Origin of the sequence: Ketobacter sp. GenoA1 (genome assembly GCF_003671475.1) — a bacterium.
Lineage (GTDB): Bacteria > Pseudomonadota > Gammaproteobacteria > Pseudomonadales > Ketobacteraceae > Ketobacter.
Map to the genome: position 1 here is coordinate 358,228 of NZ_RCHM01000042.1, position 13,756 is coordinate 371,983.

A 13,756-nucleotide genomic window follows, 5' to 3' on the forward strand; every position below is an offset into this window, starting at 1 on the left:
TGCAGAGGAGTAAAGCCATGACGGTCAAGAAGGACTCCGACAAAAGCAAACCCAGCATTCTTACGGATGAAAACACGCCACAGGATCAATTGAGTGCCTGGGAACGCTGGCAACTGCCTAATATGGAAGCGGATATCCCGCTCAAATCCAATGCCTACAATATACCGGGCAAACGACATTTCCATCCATTACCCAGTGAAGAGTCGGAAGAACCCGAACTCAAACCCCTGACGGCGGAAGATCTGGAAGCCATTCGCCAGGCGGCCTATGAAGAAGGTCTGGAGCAGGGGCGGGAAGCGGGGCGAGTAGAAGGCTACGATGCCGGCTACCTCAGCGGGGAAAGTGATATCAAGGCAGCCCTCACCCGTCTGGCGCAGATTACCCGGGTTTTACTGGAACCCATACCACAGCAGGATCAGGAGTTGGAACAGGCGTTGCTGCACATGGTGGAAAACATCTGTAAACGGGTCATTCATCGTGAATTGACGGTGGACTCGTCGGCGGTGTTGGCGGTGGTTCAGGAGGCAATTGATTGCATCAATCCCGGGGATCAGCGGTTACGGATCCATCTCAACAAACAGGATCTGGACCTGGTGCTGGAGCATTTGCAGGCAGCCGGTGAATGGGAAGATGGCTGGCGCATCGTGGCGCACCCAACCATCACTCCCGGTGGTTGTATTATCGAAACCGACGCCAGTATGGTGGATGCCCGGGCCGAGCGCAGGCTGGCGTCCGTGATTCAGCAGGTTTATGAGCAGCAACAGCAGGCGTTGCAGGAGCGTGGCCAACAACATGGGCATGTGGATCAGTTGCTTGATGAGATAGACACCTTCAGGATGGATGCAGACGACGAGCCGAAAACGTTGGAATCGCAACCGGAACTTCACGAGGACAGGCCACATGACGCTGGATCTGAATCAGAGAGTTAGTATCGCTGAACGCATCCAACGTTATCTACCCTATACCCAGGCGCAGCCGGAGTACCGGGTGGAAGGGCGACTGCTGCGCATGGTTGGGTTGACACTGGAAGCGGTGGGGTGCAGGGCCCCCGTGGGCAGCCACTGCACCATTCGCGGACAAGGCCATCCGGATGTGGAAACCGAAGTGGTCGGCTTTGCCGATCGGAAAATGTATCTCATGCCCATTGAGCCGGCGGCAGGCCTGCAACCCGGCTCCAGAGTGATTCCCAATCACCAGGTCTCCAAAGTTCCCGTTGGCCCGGGCCTTCTGGGGCGAGTGCTGGATGGCCGCGGCAAGCCTCTCGATAACAAAGGGCCGGTTATTGCCGAAGCCTATGTCAATCTGAACCGCGAGCCAATCAACCCGCTGGAACGCAAACCCATAGATGAACCATTGGATGTGGGGGTGCGTGCCATTAACAGCCTGCTGACAGTGGGGCGCGGACAACGCATGGGGCTGTTTGCCGGCAGCGGTGTGGGGAAAAGCGTGTTACTGGGAATGATGACCCGATTCACAACGGCGGACATCACCGTGGTGGGGTTGATTGGCGAGCGGGGCCGGGAGGTTAAGGAATTCATTGAACATAGCCTGGGGCCGGAAGGGCTCAAGCGTTCGGTGGTGGTGGCATCACCCGCCGATGATTCTCCGTTGATGCGGATGCACGGCGCCATGCTGGCCACCGCCATCGCGGAACATTTTCGTGATCAGGGTAAAAACGTCCTGCTGTTGATGGATTCATTGACCCGCTATGCCCAGGCCCAGCGTGAAATTGCCCTGGCAGTGGGTGAGCCTCCGGCTACCAAGGGCTATCCGCCCTCGGTGTTCGCCAAGCTGCCCCAGTTGGTTGAGCGTGCCGGCAACGGCCGTGATGGCGGCGGTTCTATCACCGCGTTTTATACCGTATTGACAGAAGGCGATGATGTGCAGGATCCGGTCGCGGATTCCGCCCGGGCCATTCTGGATGGGCATGTGGTGCTGGCCCGGCGTTTGGCGGAAGAGGGTCAATACCCTGCCATTGATATTGAAGCATCCATTAGCCGGGCGATGCCTCAGGTAGTGGAGGAGATTCATTTGCAGAAGGCCCAGGTATTAAAGCGCCTCTACGCACGCTACCAGCAAAGCCGCGATCTGATCAGTGTCGGGGCCTATGTGAAAGGCAGCGATCCGGAAACTGACCTGGCCATCAATAAAATCGGCCCCATACGCGCCTACCTTGCTCAGGGCATGAATGAACAGGTTGGCTTCAAGCAATCCCTTACACAGCTGGATAAGCTGTTTAATCAGGATTGATTGGCCAGATGAAAAAGTCCAAACGGCTGGTACCTGTACGTCAGCTAAAACAGCAGGCTGAACGGGGCGAGGCAAAGAAGCTGGCTGGCCTGCAGCAGGAACTGCAGCAGGCGAAGAACCAGCTTGCGGAGCTGGAATCCTATCTTGCCGAGTATTATCAGACGGTGCAACAGCATCAATCCCAGGTGACTCAAGCATCGCAATTAGGTCTGTACCAGGCTTTCATATCCCGGCTTCAGCAGGCAATTCGTCATCAGTCTGAGATGGTGCAGCAGCGACAGGCCGCTGTGCAGGCTCAAACTCGCAAGTGGATTGAGGCCAATGCCCGCTTGAAGACCATGGATCAGCTGATTGAGGCGGCGCGTCAACAGGAAAACCTGGACGAATCCCGACGTGAGCAGAAAGTACAGGATGATCGCCCTTTTCGGGGCAATAACGGATTTTAACCCTCTGGCTTCATGTCTATTTGCTCTTAAGGATTGGTGAAGCATGACCAATCATCATAAGCACTTCCAATTCCGGGCTTTTTTCAGTTGGGCTCTAGCGTAACCGTATAAGCTGTCTATTCTTTTTTTAAGGATGCCAGGGTTTTACCTAGATGTAGCCCGGCGTGTTTATTAAGGGATGAGTTCACGTATGGCAGAGTCGACAACGTATCAGTTGGACAAGTTCTCCGACATCAGCAAAGCGGATATTTTACTCGAAAAATTAGAGTCTTACCTCAACGGTGGGGTCAGTGTCGCGGTTGATGCGTCTCAGGTGGAGCGCATTGATACCAGTGCCATGCAGGTTCTGCTTGCATGGTTCAAAAGTATGGAGAAGCAGCATTTTCAGGCCCAGATTATCAATCCATCCGACCCATTTCTAAAGGCAGCCTCAATGCTGGGGGTGTCTGAATTCTTACGTTTGAAGCATTAACCGAGATTTAATGGAGATCAGCAATGACTAAGATACTAGCTGTCGATGATAGCGCTTCCATGCGTCAGATGGTCAGCTTTACGTTGCAGGGTGCAGGCTACGAAGTGGTGGAAGCCTGTGACGGACAGGATGCCTTTGATAAAGCCAAAAGAGGCGGGGTGGATCTGGTGTTGTCGGACGTGAACATGCCTGTCATGGATGGTATCGCGCTGATTAAGAATCTCAGAACATTGCCGGACTACAAGTTCACACCGATCCTGATGCTTACCACAGAATCAGCAGCGGACAAAAAAAGCGAAGGCAAAGCAGCGGGTGCGACGGGCTGGATCGTAAAGCCCTTTAATCCGGATCAGTTGCTCAACACCATTAAAAAAGTACTGGGATAGTGCTATGAGTATCGATCTGAGTCAATTTCACCAGGTATTCTTTGAAGAAAGCTTTGAAGGCTTGCAGGTAATGGAGTCCAGTTTGCTGGACCTCGACTGTGAAAACGTTGATTCAGAGACGATCAATAGTATCTTTCGCGCGGCCCACTCAATAAAAGGCAGTAGCAGTACTTTCGGTTTCACTGATGTGGCTGAATTTACTCATGTCCTGGAGACATTGCTCGATCAGGTGCGGGAAGGAAGCAGGCAGCTGCAACCGGATCACGTAGACCTGCTGTTGCAGTCCGTCGATTGCCTGCGCGGTATGTTGACTGCATTGCAGGCGGGAGCGGCGTTGGATACAGAACAATCCAAAATCCTGATTCAGGCGTTTAATGACATTCTTGATGGCAGGCAACCTGTCGCCCCAGGGGGGGAGCAAGCCCTATCCAATGAAACGCCCTCTTCACCTCCTGTGGCGGCCTCTCAATGCCAGGAAGAGGAGATCACCTGGCATATTCAGTTTGTGCCTGATGTGAATCTGTTGCGCACCGGTAATGAGCCGTTGCGAATGTTCCGTGAGCTGGCCGAAATGGGAGAGCTGGAAGTCAGTGTGAATCTGGATAGAATTCCGGATCTTGCAGGGTTGAACCCGGAGGAGTGTCATCTGAGCTGGGACTTGTATCTCAGTACCGGCCGATCCAGGTCTGAAATCGAAGAAATATTTGAATGGGTGATGGATGAATCGGATATCACCATCACAGCAACAGCGGGTTTGTTCACGAATATTGCCACACCGCAGGCGGAAGAGCATGAATTAATAGCCGAACCTGATGTGATGGGCGCTGCGGAAGCAGAAGTTCAAAACACGGTTAAGCCGGCAGACAAGCAAGCTGTGACCAAACCAGCGCAACAAAACCCGGCCGCCAAGAGCTCTGAATCAACCTCCATTCGGGTTTCCATTGAGAAGATAGACAGTCTGGTCAATCTGGTGGGGGAGCTGGTCATCACCCAGTCCATGCTGGGGCAGTTGGGTAACGAGTTTGATATGGAAAAGTTGCAGAAGCTGCAGGAAGGCTTGGCCCAGCTCGAACACAATACCCGTGAGCTGCAGGAAAGTGTGATGCGAATCCGCATGTTACCGATCAGCTTCACGTTCAGCCGATTTCCCCGCATGGTGCGTGACCTTTCCAAACAATTGGGTAAGAAAATCGATCTGAAACTGGTGGGTGAGCAAACCGAGCTGGATAAAACGGTGATGGAAAAGATCGGTGACCCCCTGGTTCATCTGGTGCGTAACGCACTGGATCATGGCCTGGAGTCGCCAGCCGAACGGCGCGCCGCCGGTAAGAAGGAGACCGGCACTATTACCCTGAATGCCTTTCATCAGGGCGGTAATATCATGATTGAAATCATAGATGATGGTAAAGGTTTGAATCGTGAAAAAATTCTGAACAAAGCCAGAACCAATGGTGTTATTGGTGAATCCGAAGTGTTGTCGGATGAGCAGATTCAGGAGCTGATCTTTCAGCCGGGCTTTTCCACGGCAGAACAGGTCACCGATGTGTCGGGGCGGGGTGTCGGAATGGACGTAGTGCGGCGCAACATTCTTGAGTTGAATGGCAGCATTGAGGTGCGTTCAGTGGAAGGTGAAGGCAGCACCTTTACGATCCGCTTACCGCTCACTTTGGCTATTCTGGATGGTCAGCTAATTGATGTGGGCAGCCAGACCTTTATCGTGCCGTTGGTTTCCATTGTTGAATCACTGCAACCGGATATGAAACTCATCAATCATGTCGCCGGTGGTTGCGATGTGTTTCGATTGCGGGATGAATACATTCCGATTATTAAACTCTGGGAAGTATTTGGTGTGGAGCCACGCTCCAAAGATCTGGCTGACAGCCTGCTGGTGGTGGTGGAGGCAGGTAACGCCAAAGTGGCAGTGGTGGTGGATGATCTGCTTGGCCAGCAACAGGTTGTCATCAAGAGTATGGAAACCAACTATAAGAAAGTGGATGGTATTTCAGGTGCCACCATTCTCGGTGATGGTACCGTTTCCCTGATTCTGGATATCACCGATCTGATTTATATGGCCGGTGAGCACCAGCAGTCAAAAAATGGTTTGAAGCTGATTTCGAACAAAACTCGGGCAGCATAAGCAGTAACAGCGCGACGGGAGAACGACCTATGAACGCAGCACAAGAAAGGCTTTACGACAATTCAGATATGGACGTTTCCGGTCAGGAAAACGATCAGACGGATCAATACCTCACGTTCATCATGGCTGATGAAGAGTACGGTGTGGATATCCTGAGCGTTCAGGAGATTAGAGGCTGGGAAAGTGTCACGCCCATACCGAACACTCCCCCCCACGTAAAAGGAGTGATAAATCTGCGGGGAACCATTGTGCCCATCGTCGATTTGCGGCAACGCTTTGGTTTGGAAAACGTCGAATACGGTCCGCTTACGGTTGTGATTGTGCTCAAGGTCGCCACCAGGAAAGGGGCCCGGGTGATGGGCATTGTTGTGGACGCAGTAAGTGACGTTTACAGCCTGGCTGAGGAAGAAATGAAAGCGGCCCCGGATCTGGGTGATCATGTAAATACGCTTTATATAAAAGGATTGGTTAACGTTAACAACAAGATGGTGATATTGCTGGACATCAATGAGCTGTTGGGCGCCGATACCATCCCTGATGTTTCCATTAATACCATCAAGGAAATCAAAGAAGCCCAGTGATGGCAGCAGTTTGATACAGATTAGTTCACCTTCAGGGAGTGAAGAGCGGATCTCATGTCGACAATGAGCGCAATTAAGCAACCCGGAAAGTCGGAACGACCGTTTGCTGAGCGCGAATTCCCAATGACCGACAAGGATTTCGATCGCATCAAACTGCTGGCCAAGCAGCGTTCCGGAATTGAATTGGGCGAGCACAAAAAAGAGATGATCTACAGCCGTATTGTACGGCGTATTCGTGCTCTTGGGATGACCGACTTTTCCCGCTATTTGCAGTATTTGGAAGAGAACCCGAATGCTGAACTAACCAACTTTATCAACGCCATCACCACCAATCTGACGTCCTTTTTCCGGGAGTCACACCACTTCGATTTTCTGCGCCAAACCGTGTTCCCGGAACTGTTGCAGAAAAAGAAAGGCAGCCACCGGATCCGAATTTGGTCTGCCGGTTGCTCTACCGGTGAGGAACCCTATTCCATCGCCATGACGTTGCAGGACTGCTTAGGGCGGGAACGTTGGGATGCCAGGGTTCTGGCCACCGATCTGGATACCAATGTATTGGCACACGGTCGGGCCGGAGTCTATTCAAAGGAGCGTATTGGCAATATGGACCCGCAATTGGTTAAGAAATATTTTATCGGTGGTTCGGCCCAAACTGCCGAGAATGAAGCCCTTGAAATCCGCGATACTTTGAAAAGCCTGATCAAGTTTAATCACCTTAATCTGCTGGGTGAATGGCCCATGAAGGGTAAGTTTGACGTTATATTTTGCCGTAATGTGGTGATCTATTTCAGTAAGGATACGCAGCGGGAGTTATTTGATCGCTACGCTACTATTCTGGAGCCCAATGGTTACTTGTTCATAGGGCATTCAGAAAGTCTGCACGGTGTGAGTCAGCGCTTTGAATCCGTTGGCCGAACCATCTACAGGAAAGTAAAGTGATGAAGCACAGCGTGACAAGTCAGTTTCAACCCAGCTATCCTCAACCCAAGGCACCCAAAGGATTTACCCATATCAATCGCTATTGGGATAAACAACAAGGAGTGTATGCCGCCAAGATTCTGCCGGGGCAATTCTATATCAGTACTGGTGGAGAGATGATTGTCACGGTGTTGGGTTCTTGCATATCTGCCTGTGTCCGGGACAGGTACAGAGGTATTGGTGGCATGAATCATTTTATGTTGCCCGTGCAACGCGAAAATCTGGACCCGGGTGTGCTGAGTGCATTGAGTGAATCAGCCCGCTACGGCAATTGGGCTATGGAATATCTGATCAATGAAATCTTGAAGAATGGTGGGGATAAGCGTCATCTGGAGGTTAAGGTATTTGGGGGGGGCAAAGTACTGGAGAGCATGAGTCAGATTGATATAGGTCGAAAAAACATTGAGTTTGTACATCAGTTTATCACTAACGAAGGTTTGAGCCTGGCAGCCGAGGATGTTGGAGGGCTGTTTCCAAGAAAGGTGCTTTACTTTCCTGATACCGGGTCGGTAAAGGTTCGAAAACTGAAAACCGTACGCAATGATGTGGTATTTGAGCGCGAACAAAGCTACGCTCGTACCATTAATAACACTCCGGCGCAGGGTGACATTGAGCTGTTCGACTGAGTGAAGCATGACTGAAGCAAAAAAAGTAAAGGTGTTGATTGTTGATGATTCAGCAGTGATTCGCCAAATCCTAACGCAGATCATTTCCAATCACGATGATCTGGAAGTGGTCGGCACGGCAGCTGATCCCTACATAGCACGGGAAAAAATCAAACAGCTGGTTCCGGATGTCATTACACTGGATGTGGAAATGCCGCGTATGGACGGCATTACTTTTCTCAAGAACCTGATGCGTCTGCGGCCCATGCCGGTGATCATGATATCAACCCTGACCGAAGCCGGTGCCGACATAACACTGGAAGCCTTGCAAATCGGGGCGTTTGACTACCTGCCCAAACCGAAGGAGAACCTGGGCAAGGGGTTGGTCGAATACGAGCGGGAGATTGTCTCCAAGATTCGGGCAGCGGCAGAAGCCAATATACAACGGCTTGAAATGAACTCCCTGCGTGCCAAGGCTGATGGGAGAATTCAGCCGGTAAAAGCGCCGAATTATGCCCCTAAAAAAGATGTAATCATCGCCATCGGCGCCTCTACCGGTGGCACCGAGGCAATAAAGGAAGTATTGCAGGGATTACCGGCAAACTGTCCTCCGGTGGTTGTCACCCAGCATATCCCACCTCAGTTCAGTACCTCCTACGCGCAGCGTATGAACAATTGTTGCGCCATGGTGGTGCACGAAGCCACCTCCAATCAAACACTCCTACCGGGTAACGTATACATTGCACCCGGCGATCGGCATTTGACGATCAGGAAGACCAGCGCAGGATTGGTGACCCAGTTGGATGACAGTGAAAAGGTGAATCGCCACAGACCATCGGTGGAGGTGATGTTTGATTCCATCACGGCGCTGGGGTACCGAAAAACAGTGGCGGTTTTGCTTACTGGAATGGGGGCCGATGGCGCGCGGGCGTTACTGCGGATGAAAGAACTGGGATGTCATACTATTATTCAGGATGAGGCCACGTCTGTAGTGTGGGGCATGCCCGGAGCTGCTTATCATCTCGGCGCTTACAGCGAGGTTAAGCCATTGGAAACCATTGCTGAGCGTTTGCTTCAGCTAACCAACAAGCATTGACAGACCATTGACAGATCCTAAATTACAGAATTCTTACATCTTACAGCGGCTGCTGTACCTGTTTGCCTGGGTCGGCAGCCTGGTATTGCTGATCATCCTGCGGCTGGAGAACGCGCCCATGCATGTTGCTCTGATTGCGGTGATCACGTGCTTTCTCTGGTTCGGTGCTTATAAATTGAGAGGCCATGAGCCACTGTTGAGCGAGCAACCGGTACCCGATCCCATTGAGGGAACTACCGCGGATACCTCCCTCCCTATAGAGCGCTACTATGCCAGGTTGATAGATAGCATGGATAAGAACTGGCTGTTATGCGACACCGATCTGGATCAGGCCCAGTCAACGTTGCGCAATGTCCATCACGCTTTGATCGAGGCGATCGATACGGCCAAGAGCACCGGGATGCTGGCCTTGAATTCAATGATTGCAGCCACGAACACCGGGGAAGTAGGGCGGGGGTTTGTGACCGTTTCGCGGGATCTGGTTTCCATCAGTGAGCAGTCCGGCAGGGATTTGCAACAGATGAAGATCGTGGTGGCCGGCGCGCAGCAAAGGCTGCTGAAAACACGGAATGTGCTGGATGAGCCGTGGCTTAAGTGCCTGTCCGGGCAGGGTGAGCACAGAGTCGCCGATTTGGTGGAATCCATCACTTGTGCCCAAGGCGCCCAGGAGGAGCTGCGGCGTATTGCTGAGCGTTACCAGCGCAGTAGTAAGTCGGATGTGCGCTGGTTACAGCTGGGGGATGCTGTTCGTCGGTTGCTAAATGAGCTGATTAACGTGCTTTATCAGTTTGAATTGAGAATGACGGATGTTATTTCGGATCTGCGTTTGGTAAAGTTGTCGAGCATCACAACCGAGAAACAACTGGTTGAATTTAAAGGTAGATTCAGCTTGGAACCAGCGGAGGAGGAGATCATTTAAAAATTTATGGATGAATTTTAGTTTGCATAGAGAAAATGGTCTATGCTCTTAATTAATGGAAGGTTTTTATAACCCTCTATTGGGTTTTTAACATAAATTCTACTTGCTTCTTGAGGTGTAGATAATGGCTATATGGTCTACTGAAGCATCCTCGGGTGAACTGACCATCAAGATCCAGGGACGTTTCGACTTTAGCGCTCATCAGGAGTTTCGAGACGCCTACGAAAAGGTATCGGAAGATCCCAAAGGCTATATTGTGGACATGAAAGAGACCACGTATCTCGACAGTTCAGCACTGGGTATGTTGCTGTTGTTGAGAGATCATGCCGGGGGAGACAACTCCAGTATTGAAATTGTTAATTGTAATCCTGATGTAAAAAAGATTCTCACCATATCCAACTTTGAACAGTTGTTTACCATTCGCTAGCTCGGAAGTACTGCACCCACCAGGCGGTGGGTGTCGCGTGAACTTATGGATAATCAAGTACAAGTGGTGGAGCCTGCTGTCTCAGAGATTGAGCATCTGCGAATTCTCATTGCCGATGACAATGATTCCGACCGCCTAATACTGCAGACGATTGTTCGTAAGGAAGGGCACACCGTCTATACGGCGAAAGACGGGCAGGAAGCCATCGATATCTTCAGGGAGCAATCACCCGATATCGTCTTGCTCGATGCCCTGATGCCCAATGTGGATGGGTTCGAAGCCGCCAGAACCATTAAGCAGCTGGCAGGCGACAACCTGGTCCCCATCATTTTTCTAACCTCCTTGCGTGATGCCACTTCGTTGGCGGATTGTCTGGCCGCCGGTGGCCTGGATTTCCTCAGCAAACCTTACAACCGAATTATATTGCAGGCCAAGATCAAGGCTTTCGCCAGTATGCGGCGCCTGCATGAAACTGTGCAAAAGCAGCGTGATGAAATTTCCCTCCATAACGACCGTTTGATTCACGAGCAGGAAGTGGCCAAGCAGGTGTTCGACAATATCGCCCACCCGGGGTGTATTGATGCGCCGAATATTAAATATCTGCTGTCTCCGATGGCGGTGTTTAATGGTGACCTGGTACTGGCTTCACGCAAACCCTCCGGTGGCATGTTCGTTTTTCTTGGGGATTTTACCGGGCATGGTTTGCCGGCTGCCATTGGTGCCATGCCGGTTTCCGAAATTTTTTATGGTATGGCCCAAAAAGGGTTTTCCCTGCAGGATATCCTGCGGGAGATCAACAAAAAACTGAAACGTATTTTACCGGTGGGGGTATTCTGTTGTGCCAGTATGGTGGACCTGAGTTTTCGCAAGCATTCGGCGGAAGTCTGGGTTGGCGGAATCCCTGATGTCCTGGTGTATCGCAGCAAGACCCACCAACTGGAGAATCTCAGATCCAGTCATTTGCCGTTGGGAGTGGTGGATTCTGACCGCTTTAACACCGACAGCACCATCATACAGCTGGAGAAAGGCGATCGAATAATGTTGTGGTCTGATGGTATCATTGAAGCCTGCAACGATGAGGGGGAGATGTTTGGTGAAGACCGTGTTCGGGAAGTCATCCTGGGCACATCCGATGCCGACAATATATTCAGTAATCTGGAGACAGCGGTGGAGCGTCATACCGGCCGTGATGAACAGGATGACGATTACACCATGGTGGAAGTCACCATGGTGGGTGAAGACGAAATGGGGGATTACTTTGGTGTCGGCGGCAAGTCCTATATGGCCGGGGGGCCCAAAGACTGGAGCATGACATACGAATTGCGCCCGTTGACCCTGAAAGAGTTTAATCCATTACCATTGATTACTCACCTGCTGATGGAAGTACCTGGCTTGCGGCCCCACAGTGGAAAAATCTACACCATCTTGTCTGAGTTGTACTCCAATGCCCTGGAGCATGGGGTGTTGGATTTGCACTCTGAACTCAAAGCATCAGCAGATGGTTTTGCCCGGTATTATGCTGAACGAACCCAAAAGTTGACGGCGTTGGATGAGGGCTGTGTACGCTTCCACATAGACCATCACCCGGTGGAAGATGGTGGTGTGTTGACCATTGTTGTCGAAGATACAGGGCCGGGGTTTGACTATCAGACAAAAGAAGAGAACAGTCATAGGACGGAAGGCTATAGTGGCCGCGGAATTCCACTGATCAACACCATGTGTCGATCGGTACGTTACCTGGGCAAGGGTAATCAGGTGGAAGTGGTGTTCGATTGGCATGTTGATGTATAACAATAGGATTGTGTTATGAGTAACCCGGAAGATCATCTGGATATTGGTGCGCTGCAGGATCTCAAGGAAATCATGGAGGGTGAGTTTGAAACCCTGGTGAATACTTTTATCACCGATTCACGCAACAAAGTGGAAGAGTTGGGTCACATTCTGCAAGTCCGTGATGCCGATGCCCTGCGCAAAGTGGCGCACAGTCTTAAGGGGTCGTCCTCCAATGTGTGTGCGTTCAGGCTGTCGGAATTTGCCCGCCAATTGGAAATGCTGGGTAAAGAGGAAAAACTGGATGGCGCAGAGCAGATTCTGGAAAGTTTGCGTGAAGAGTTTTCCCGGGTATCGGGTATCCTCACCAATAACCTGTAATCTGGTTGGTGCGGGCAACCTGCCTTCGCTTACCACGTCACCCGCACCACCTCCGGATGGTTTTTATAAAAACACCTTAAAGTTTTCTTCCTCGCCCTCGTAACTGGCTTCCATGTGTCGGGTGTGCATGAGTTGCTTCAGCCGGGTTTCTTCCCTTTCGTCATACGTATCCAGCATCAACAACGTGTCACCTTCTTCCAGGGCATCGTGAAAGCGGGAAATATGGTGATTGTCGCTGGATATACCGATGAAACCACCGGCCCATGCTCCAAAGAAAGTGAACAAAATACAGACGAATAAAAAGACACCCAGACTCATGTGGGCACCCAGTTCTGTGGAGATCAAATAAGAGCCGAACAGAATGCCGATACCCAGGCCGGTAATGGCACCCCAGGTTCCACTGTGTGGAATGTCACGCTCATCGAAGATGTCCGCCTGGGGCACATGGGCGGTTTGCAGCCCGGCCTGATCGTGGCTCAGAAAATGCAGCTGGCCCTCGTTGATACCGGCGTTTTGCAGGTCATTACTAATGGTACGGGCAAACTCCGTACCGCGGAAAAGATAATAAAGACGTTTCATAGGTTAGTCTCCCCGTATTTCCCTTACGCAAGACACCCCAATACTATCCGCCAAAATCGCAACGCTGTGTAGTGACGGATTCTTATATGCAGCAGCCGTTTATAACGCTGTGCCATATGGCGCCGGATTGTGCCTTATCTCATCTGTCTTATCCCAGGCCGTGACATTTCTTGAACTTTTTGCCACTGTCACACCAACAGGGTTCGTTGCGCGCGGGTAAGGGGTGAGGTGGAAACACACCGTCGATGTAGTACCAACGATCCTGCTCCTGCACAAAGCGTGAGTTCTCCTCCAGCGTTGATTGGGTACCTGAATCCTCGAACTGTGCTCTGAACGCCACGTATCCGCTGCTGTCGCCAACCTGTCCGCCCCGACAGCTGATGATGCGCAGGCCAAGCCAATGGCCGCGCGCCACCGCCTGCTCCAGCTGAGTAAGTTCGTGGGGGCTGCGTTTGGAGGGGTGCAGCGTATCCAGCAGATAGCGGGGCAGCCGCAAGGCGTAAGCTGAATAACGGGAGCGCATCAGTTGTTCTGCTGTCCGGGGTTTGGCGATGCCTTGATGAAACGGCGAACAGCATTGCTGATAGGGTTTTCCACTGCCGCAGGGGCATGAATCTGACATGTTTGTATCCGATCGAGTTGTCTGCCCAACAGGCTAACCGGTTTTCGTTGTGACCGCTAAGTCAGTATGCGGAAATGGACGAAATTCGGCTCTTGAGTGACAGTTTT

The 13,756-nt window shown here is 51.5% G+C and carries 16 protein-coding genes; 14 read left to right on the plus strand and 2 right to left on the minus strand.

The annotated features are described in order from the left end of the window. Positions 1–17 precede the first annotated feature (17 nt). The 14 genes from D9N13_RS15730 (at position 18) to D9N13_RS15795 (ending at position 12,448) form a co-directional block, all read left to right on the plus strand. Entirely contained in the window at positions 18–929 is a 912-nt protein-coding gene (locus D9N13_RS15730) for a flagellar assembly protein FliH (RefSeq protein WP_290592015.1), read from the plus strand. Further along, positions 901–2,250 (plus strand): flagellar protein export ATPase FliI, encoded by a 1,350-nt coding sequence (gene fliI, locus D9N13_RS15735; protein ID WP_290592016.1) that lies wholly within the window; start codon positions 901–903, stop codon positions 2,248–2,250. Before D9N13_RS15730 ends, fliI begins: the two co-directional genes overlap by 29 nt. A gap of 8 nt (positions 2,251–2,258) precedes the next feature. Next, the gene (gene fliJ / locus D9N13_RS15740; protein WP_290592017.1) at positions 2,259–2,696 is read left to right on the plus strand and encodes a flagellar export protein FliJ; all 438 of its coding nucleotides are present in this window, start codon (positions 2,259–2,261) and stop codon (positions 2,694–2,696) included. A 190-nt stretch (positions 2,697–2,886) separates the two neighbouring features. Then, entirely contained in the window at positions 2,887–3,168 is a 282-nt protein-coding gene (locus D9N13_RS15745; RefSeq protein ID WP_290592019.1) for a lipid asymmetry maintenance protein MlaB, read from the plus strand. 23 nt (positions 3,169–3,191) lie between these two features. Further along, positions 3,192–3,554, plus strand: coding sequence for a response regulator (locus D9N13_RS15750; protein WP_290592021.1), 363 nt, complete (start codon positions 3,192–3,194; stop codon positions 3,552–3,554). Positions 3,555–3,558: 4 nt separating this feature from the next. After that, on the plus strand, positions 3,559–5,691 hold the full coding sequence (locus D9N13_RS15755) for a chemotaxis protein CheA (protein ID WP_290592023.1): 2,133 nt from the start codon (positions 3,559–3,561) through the stop codon (positions 5,689–5,691). A gap of 29 nt (positions 5,692–5,720) precedes the next feature. Next, the gene (locus tag D9N13_RS15760; RefSeq protein ID WP_290592025.1) at positions 5,721–6,272 is read left to right on the plus strand and encodes a chemotaxis protein CheW; all 552 of its coding nucleotides are present in this window, start codon (positions 5,721–5,723) and stop codon (positions 6,270–6,272) included. Between the two features lie 63 nt (positions 6,273–6,335). After that, positions 6,336–7,211, plus strand: coding sequence for a CheR family methyltransferase (locus D9N13_RS15765; RefSeq protein ID WP_290592027.1), 876 nt, complete (start codon positions 6,336–6,338; stop codon positions 7,209–7,211). Beyond that, on the plus strand, positions 7,211–7,876 hold the full coding sequence (gene cheD / locus D9N13_RS15770; protein WP_290592028.1) for a chemoreceptor glutamine deamidase CheD: 666 nt from the start codon (positions 7,211–7,213) through the stop codon (positions 7,874–7,876). The genes D9N13_RS15765 and cheD overlap by 1 nt, the downstream gene beginning before the upstream one ends. 7 nt (positions 7,877–7,883) lie before the next feature. Beyond that, positions 7,884–8,951, plus strand: a complete 1,068-nt coding sequence (locus tag D9N13_RS15775; protein ID WP_290592030.1) for a chemotaxis response regulator protein-glutamate methylesterase — start codon at positions 7,884–7,886, stop codon at positions 8,949–8,951. Between the two features lie 7 nt (positions 8,952–8,958). After that, a complete protein-coding gene (locus D9N13_RS15780) occupies positions 8,959–9,870 on the plus strand; it encodes a hypothetical protein (protein WP_290592032.1) in 912 nt (303 codons plus the stop codon). 124 nt (positions 9,871–9,994) lie between these two features. Continuing rightward, positions 9,995–10,297 (plus strand): STAS domain-containing protein, encoded by a 303-nt coding sequence (locus D9N13_RS15785; RefSeq protein WP_156871627.1) that lies wholly within the window; start codon positions 9,995–9,997, stop codon positions 10,295–10,297. Between the two features lie 45 nt (positions 10,298–10,342). Then, positions 10,343–12,088, plus strand: coding sequence for a fused response regulator/phosphatase (locus tag D9N13_RS15790; protein WP_290592034.1), 1,746 nt, complete (start codon positions 10,343–10,345; stop codon positions 12,086–12,088). Positions 12,089–12,103: 15 nt separating this feature from the next. Continuing rightward, complete coding sequence (locus D9N13_RS15795) at positions 12,104–12,448, plus strand: Hpt domain-containing protein (protein ID WP_290592036.1); 345 nt, start codon at positions 12,104–12,106, stop codon at positions 12,446–12,448. A 63-nt stretch (positions 12,449–12,511) separates the two neighbouring features. On the opposite strand, the gene D9N13_RS15800 is transcribed toward D9N13_RS15795, so the two are convergent. After that, complete coding sequence (locus D9N13_RS15800; protein ID WP_290592037.1) at positions 12,512–13,027, minus strand: hypothetical protein; 516 nt, start codon at positions 13,025–13,027, stop codon at positions 12,512–12,514. A 148-nt stretch (positions 13,028–13,175) separates the two neighbouring features. Next, entirely contained in the window at positions 13,176–13,649 is a 474-nt protein-coding gene (locus D9N13_RS15805; protein ID WP_290592039.1) for a YchJ family protein, read from the minus strand. Positions 13,650–13,756: the final 107 nt, after the last annotated feature.

Bases quoted from the DNA above. Each gene is read 5' to 3' on its own strand.
- fliI (WP_290592016.1), top strand. From the start codon at position 901: ATGACGCTGGATCTGAATCAGAGAGTTAGTATCGCTGAACGCATCCAA.
- D9N13_RS15785 (WP_156871627.1), top strand. From the start codon at position 9,995: ATGGCTATATGGTCTACTGAAGCATCCTCGGGTGAACTGACCATCAAG.
- D9N13_RS15790 (WP_290592034.1), top strand. From the start codon at position 10,343: ATGGATAATCAAGTACAAGTGGTGGAGCCTGCTGTCTCAGAGATTGAG.
- D9N13_RS15750 (WP_290592021.1), top strand. From the start codon at position 3,192: ATGACTAAGATACTAGCTGTCGATGATAGCGCTTCCATGCGTCAGATG.
- D9N13_RS15775 (WP_290592030.1), top strand. From the start codon at position 7,884: ATGACTGAAGCAAAAAAAGTAAAGGTGTTGATTGTTGATGATTCAGCA.
- D9N13_RS15755 (WP_290592023.1), top strand. From the start codon at position 3,559: ATGAGTATCGATCTGAGTCAATTTCACCAGGTATTCTTTGAAGAAAGC.
- D9N13_RS15745 (WP_290592019.1), top strand. From the start codon at position 2,887: ATGGCAGAGTCGACAACGTATCAGTTGGACAAGTTCTCCGACATCAGC.
- D9N13_RS15795 (WP_290592036.1), top strand. From the start codon at position 12,104: ATGAGTAACCCGGAAGATCATCTGGATATTGGTGCGCTGCAGGATCTC.
- D9N13_RS15765 (WP_290592027.1), top strand. From the start codon at position 6,336: ATGAGCGCAATTAAGCAACCCGGAAAGTCGGAACGACCGTTTGCTGAG.
- D9N13_RS15730 (WP_290592015.1), top strand. From the start codon at position 18: ATGACGGTCAAGAAGGACTCCGACAAAAGCAAACCCAGCATTCTTACG.
- cheD (WP_290592028.1), top strand. From the start codon at position 7,211: ATGAAGCACAGCGTGACAAGTCAGTTTCAACCCAGCTATCCTCAACCC.
- D9N13_RS15805 (WP_290592039.1), bottom strand. From the start codon at position 13,649: ATGTCAGATTCATGCCCCTGCGGCAGTGGAAAACCCTATCAGCAATGC.
- fliJ (WP_290592017.1), top strand. From the start codon at position 2,259: ATGAAAAAGTCCAAACGGCTGGTACCTGTACGTCAGCTAAAACAGCAG.
- D9N13_RS15760 (WP_290592025.1), top strand. From the start codon at position 5,721: ATGAACGCAGCACAAGAAAGGCTTTACGACAATTCAGATATGGACGTT.
- D9N13_RS15800 (WP_290592037.1), bottom strand. From the start codon at position 13,027: ATGAAACGTCTTTATTATCTTTTCCGCGGTACGGAGTTTGCCCGTACC.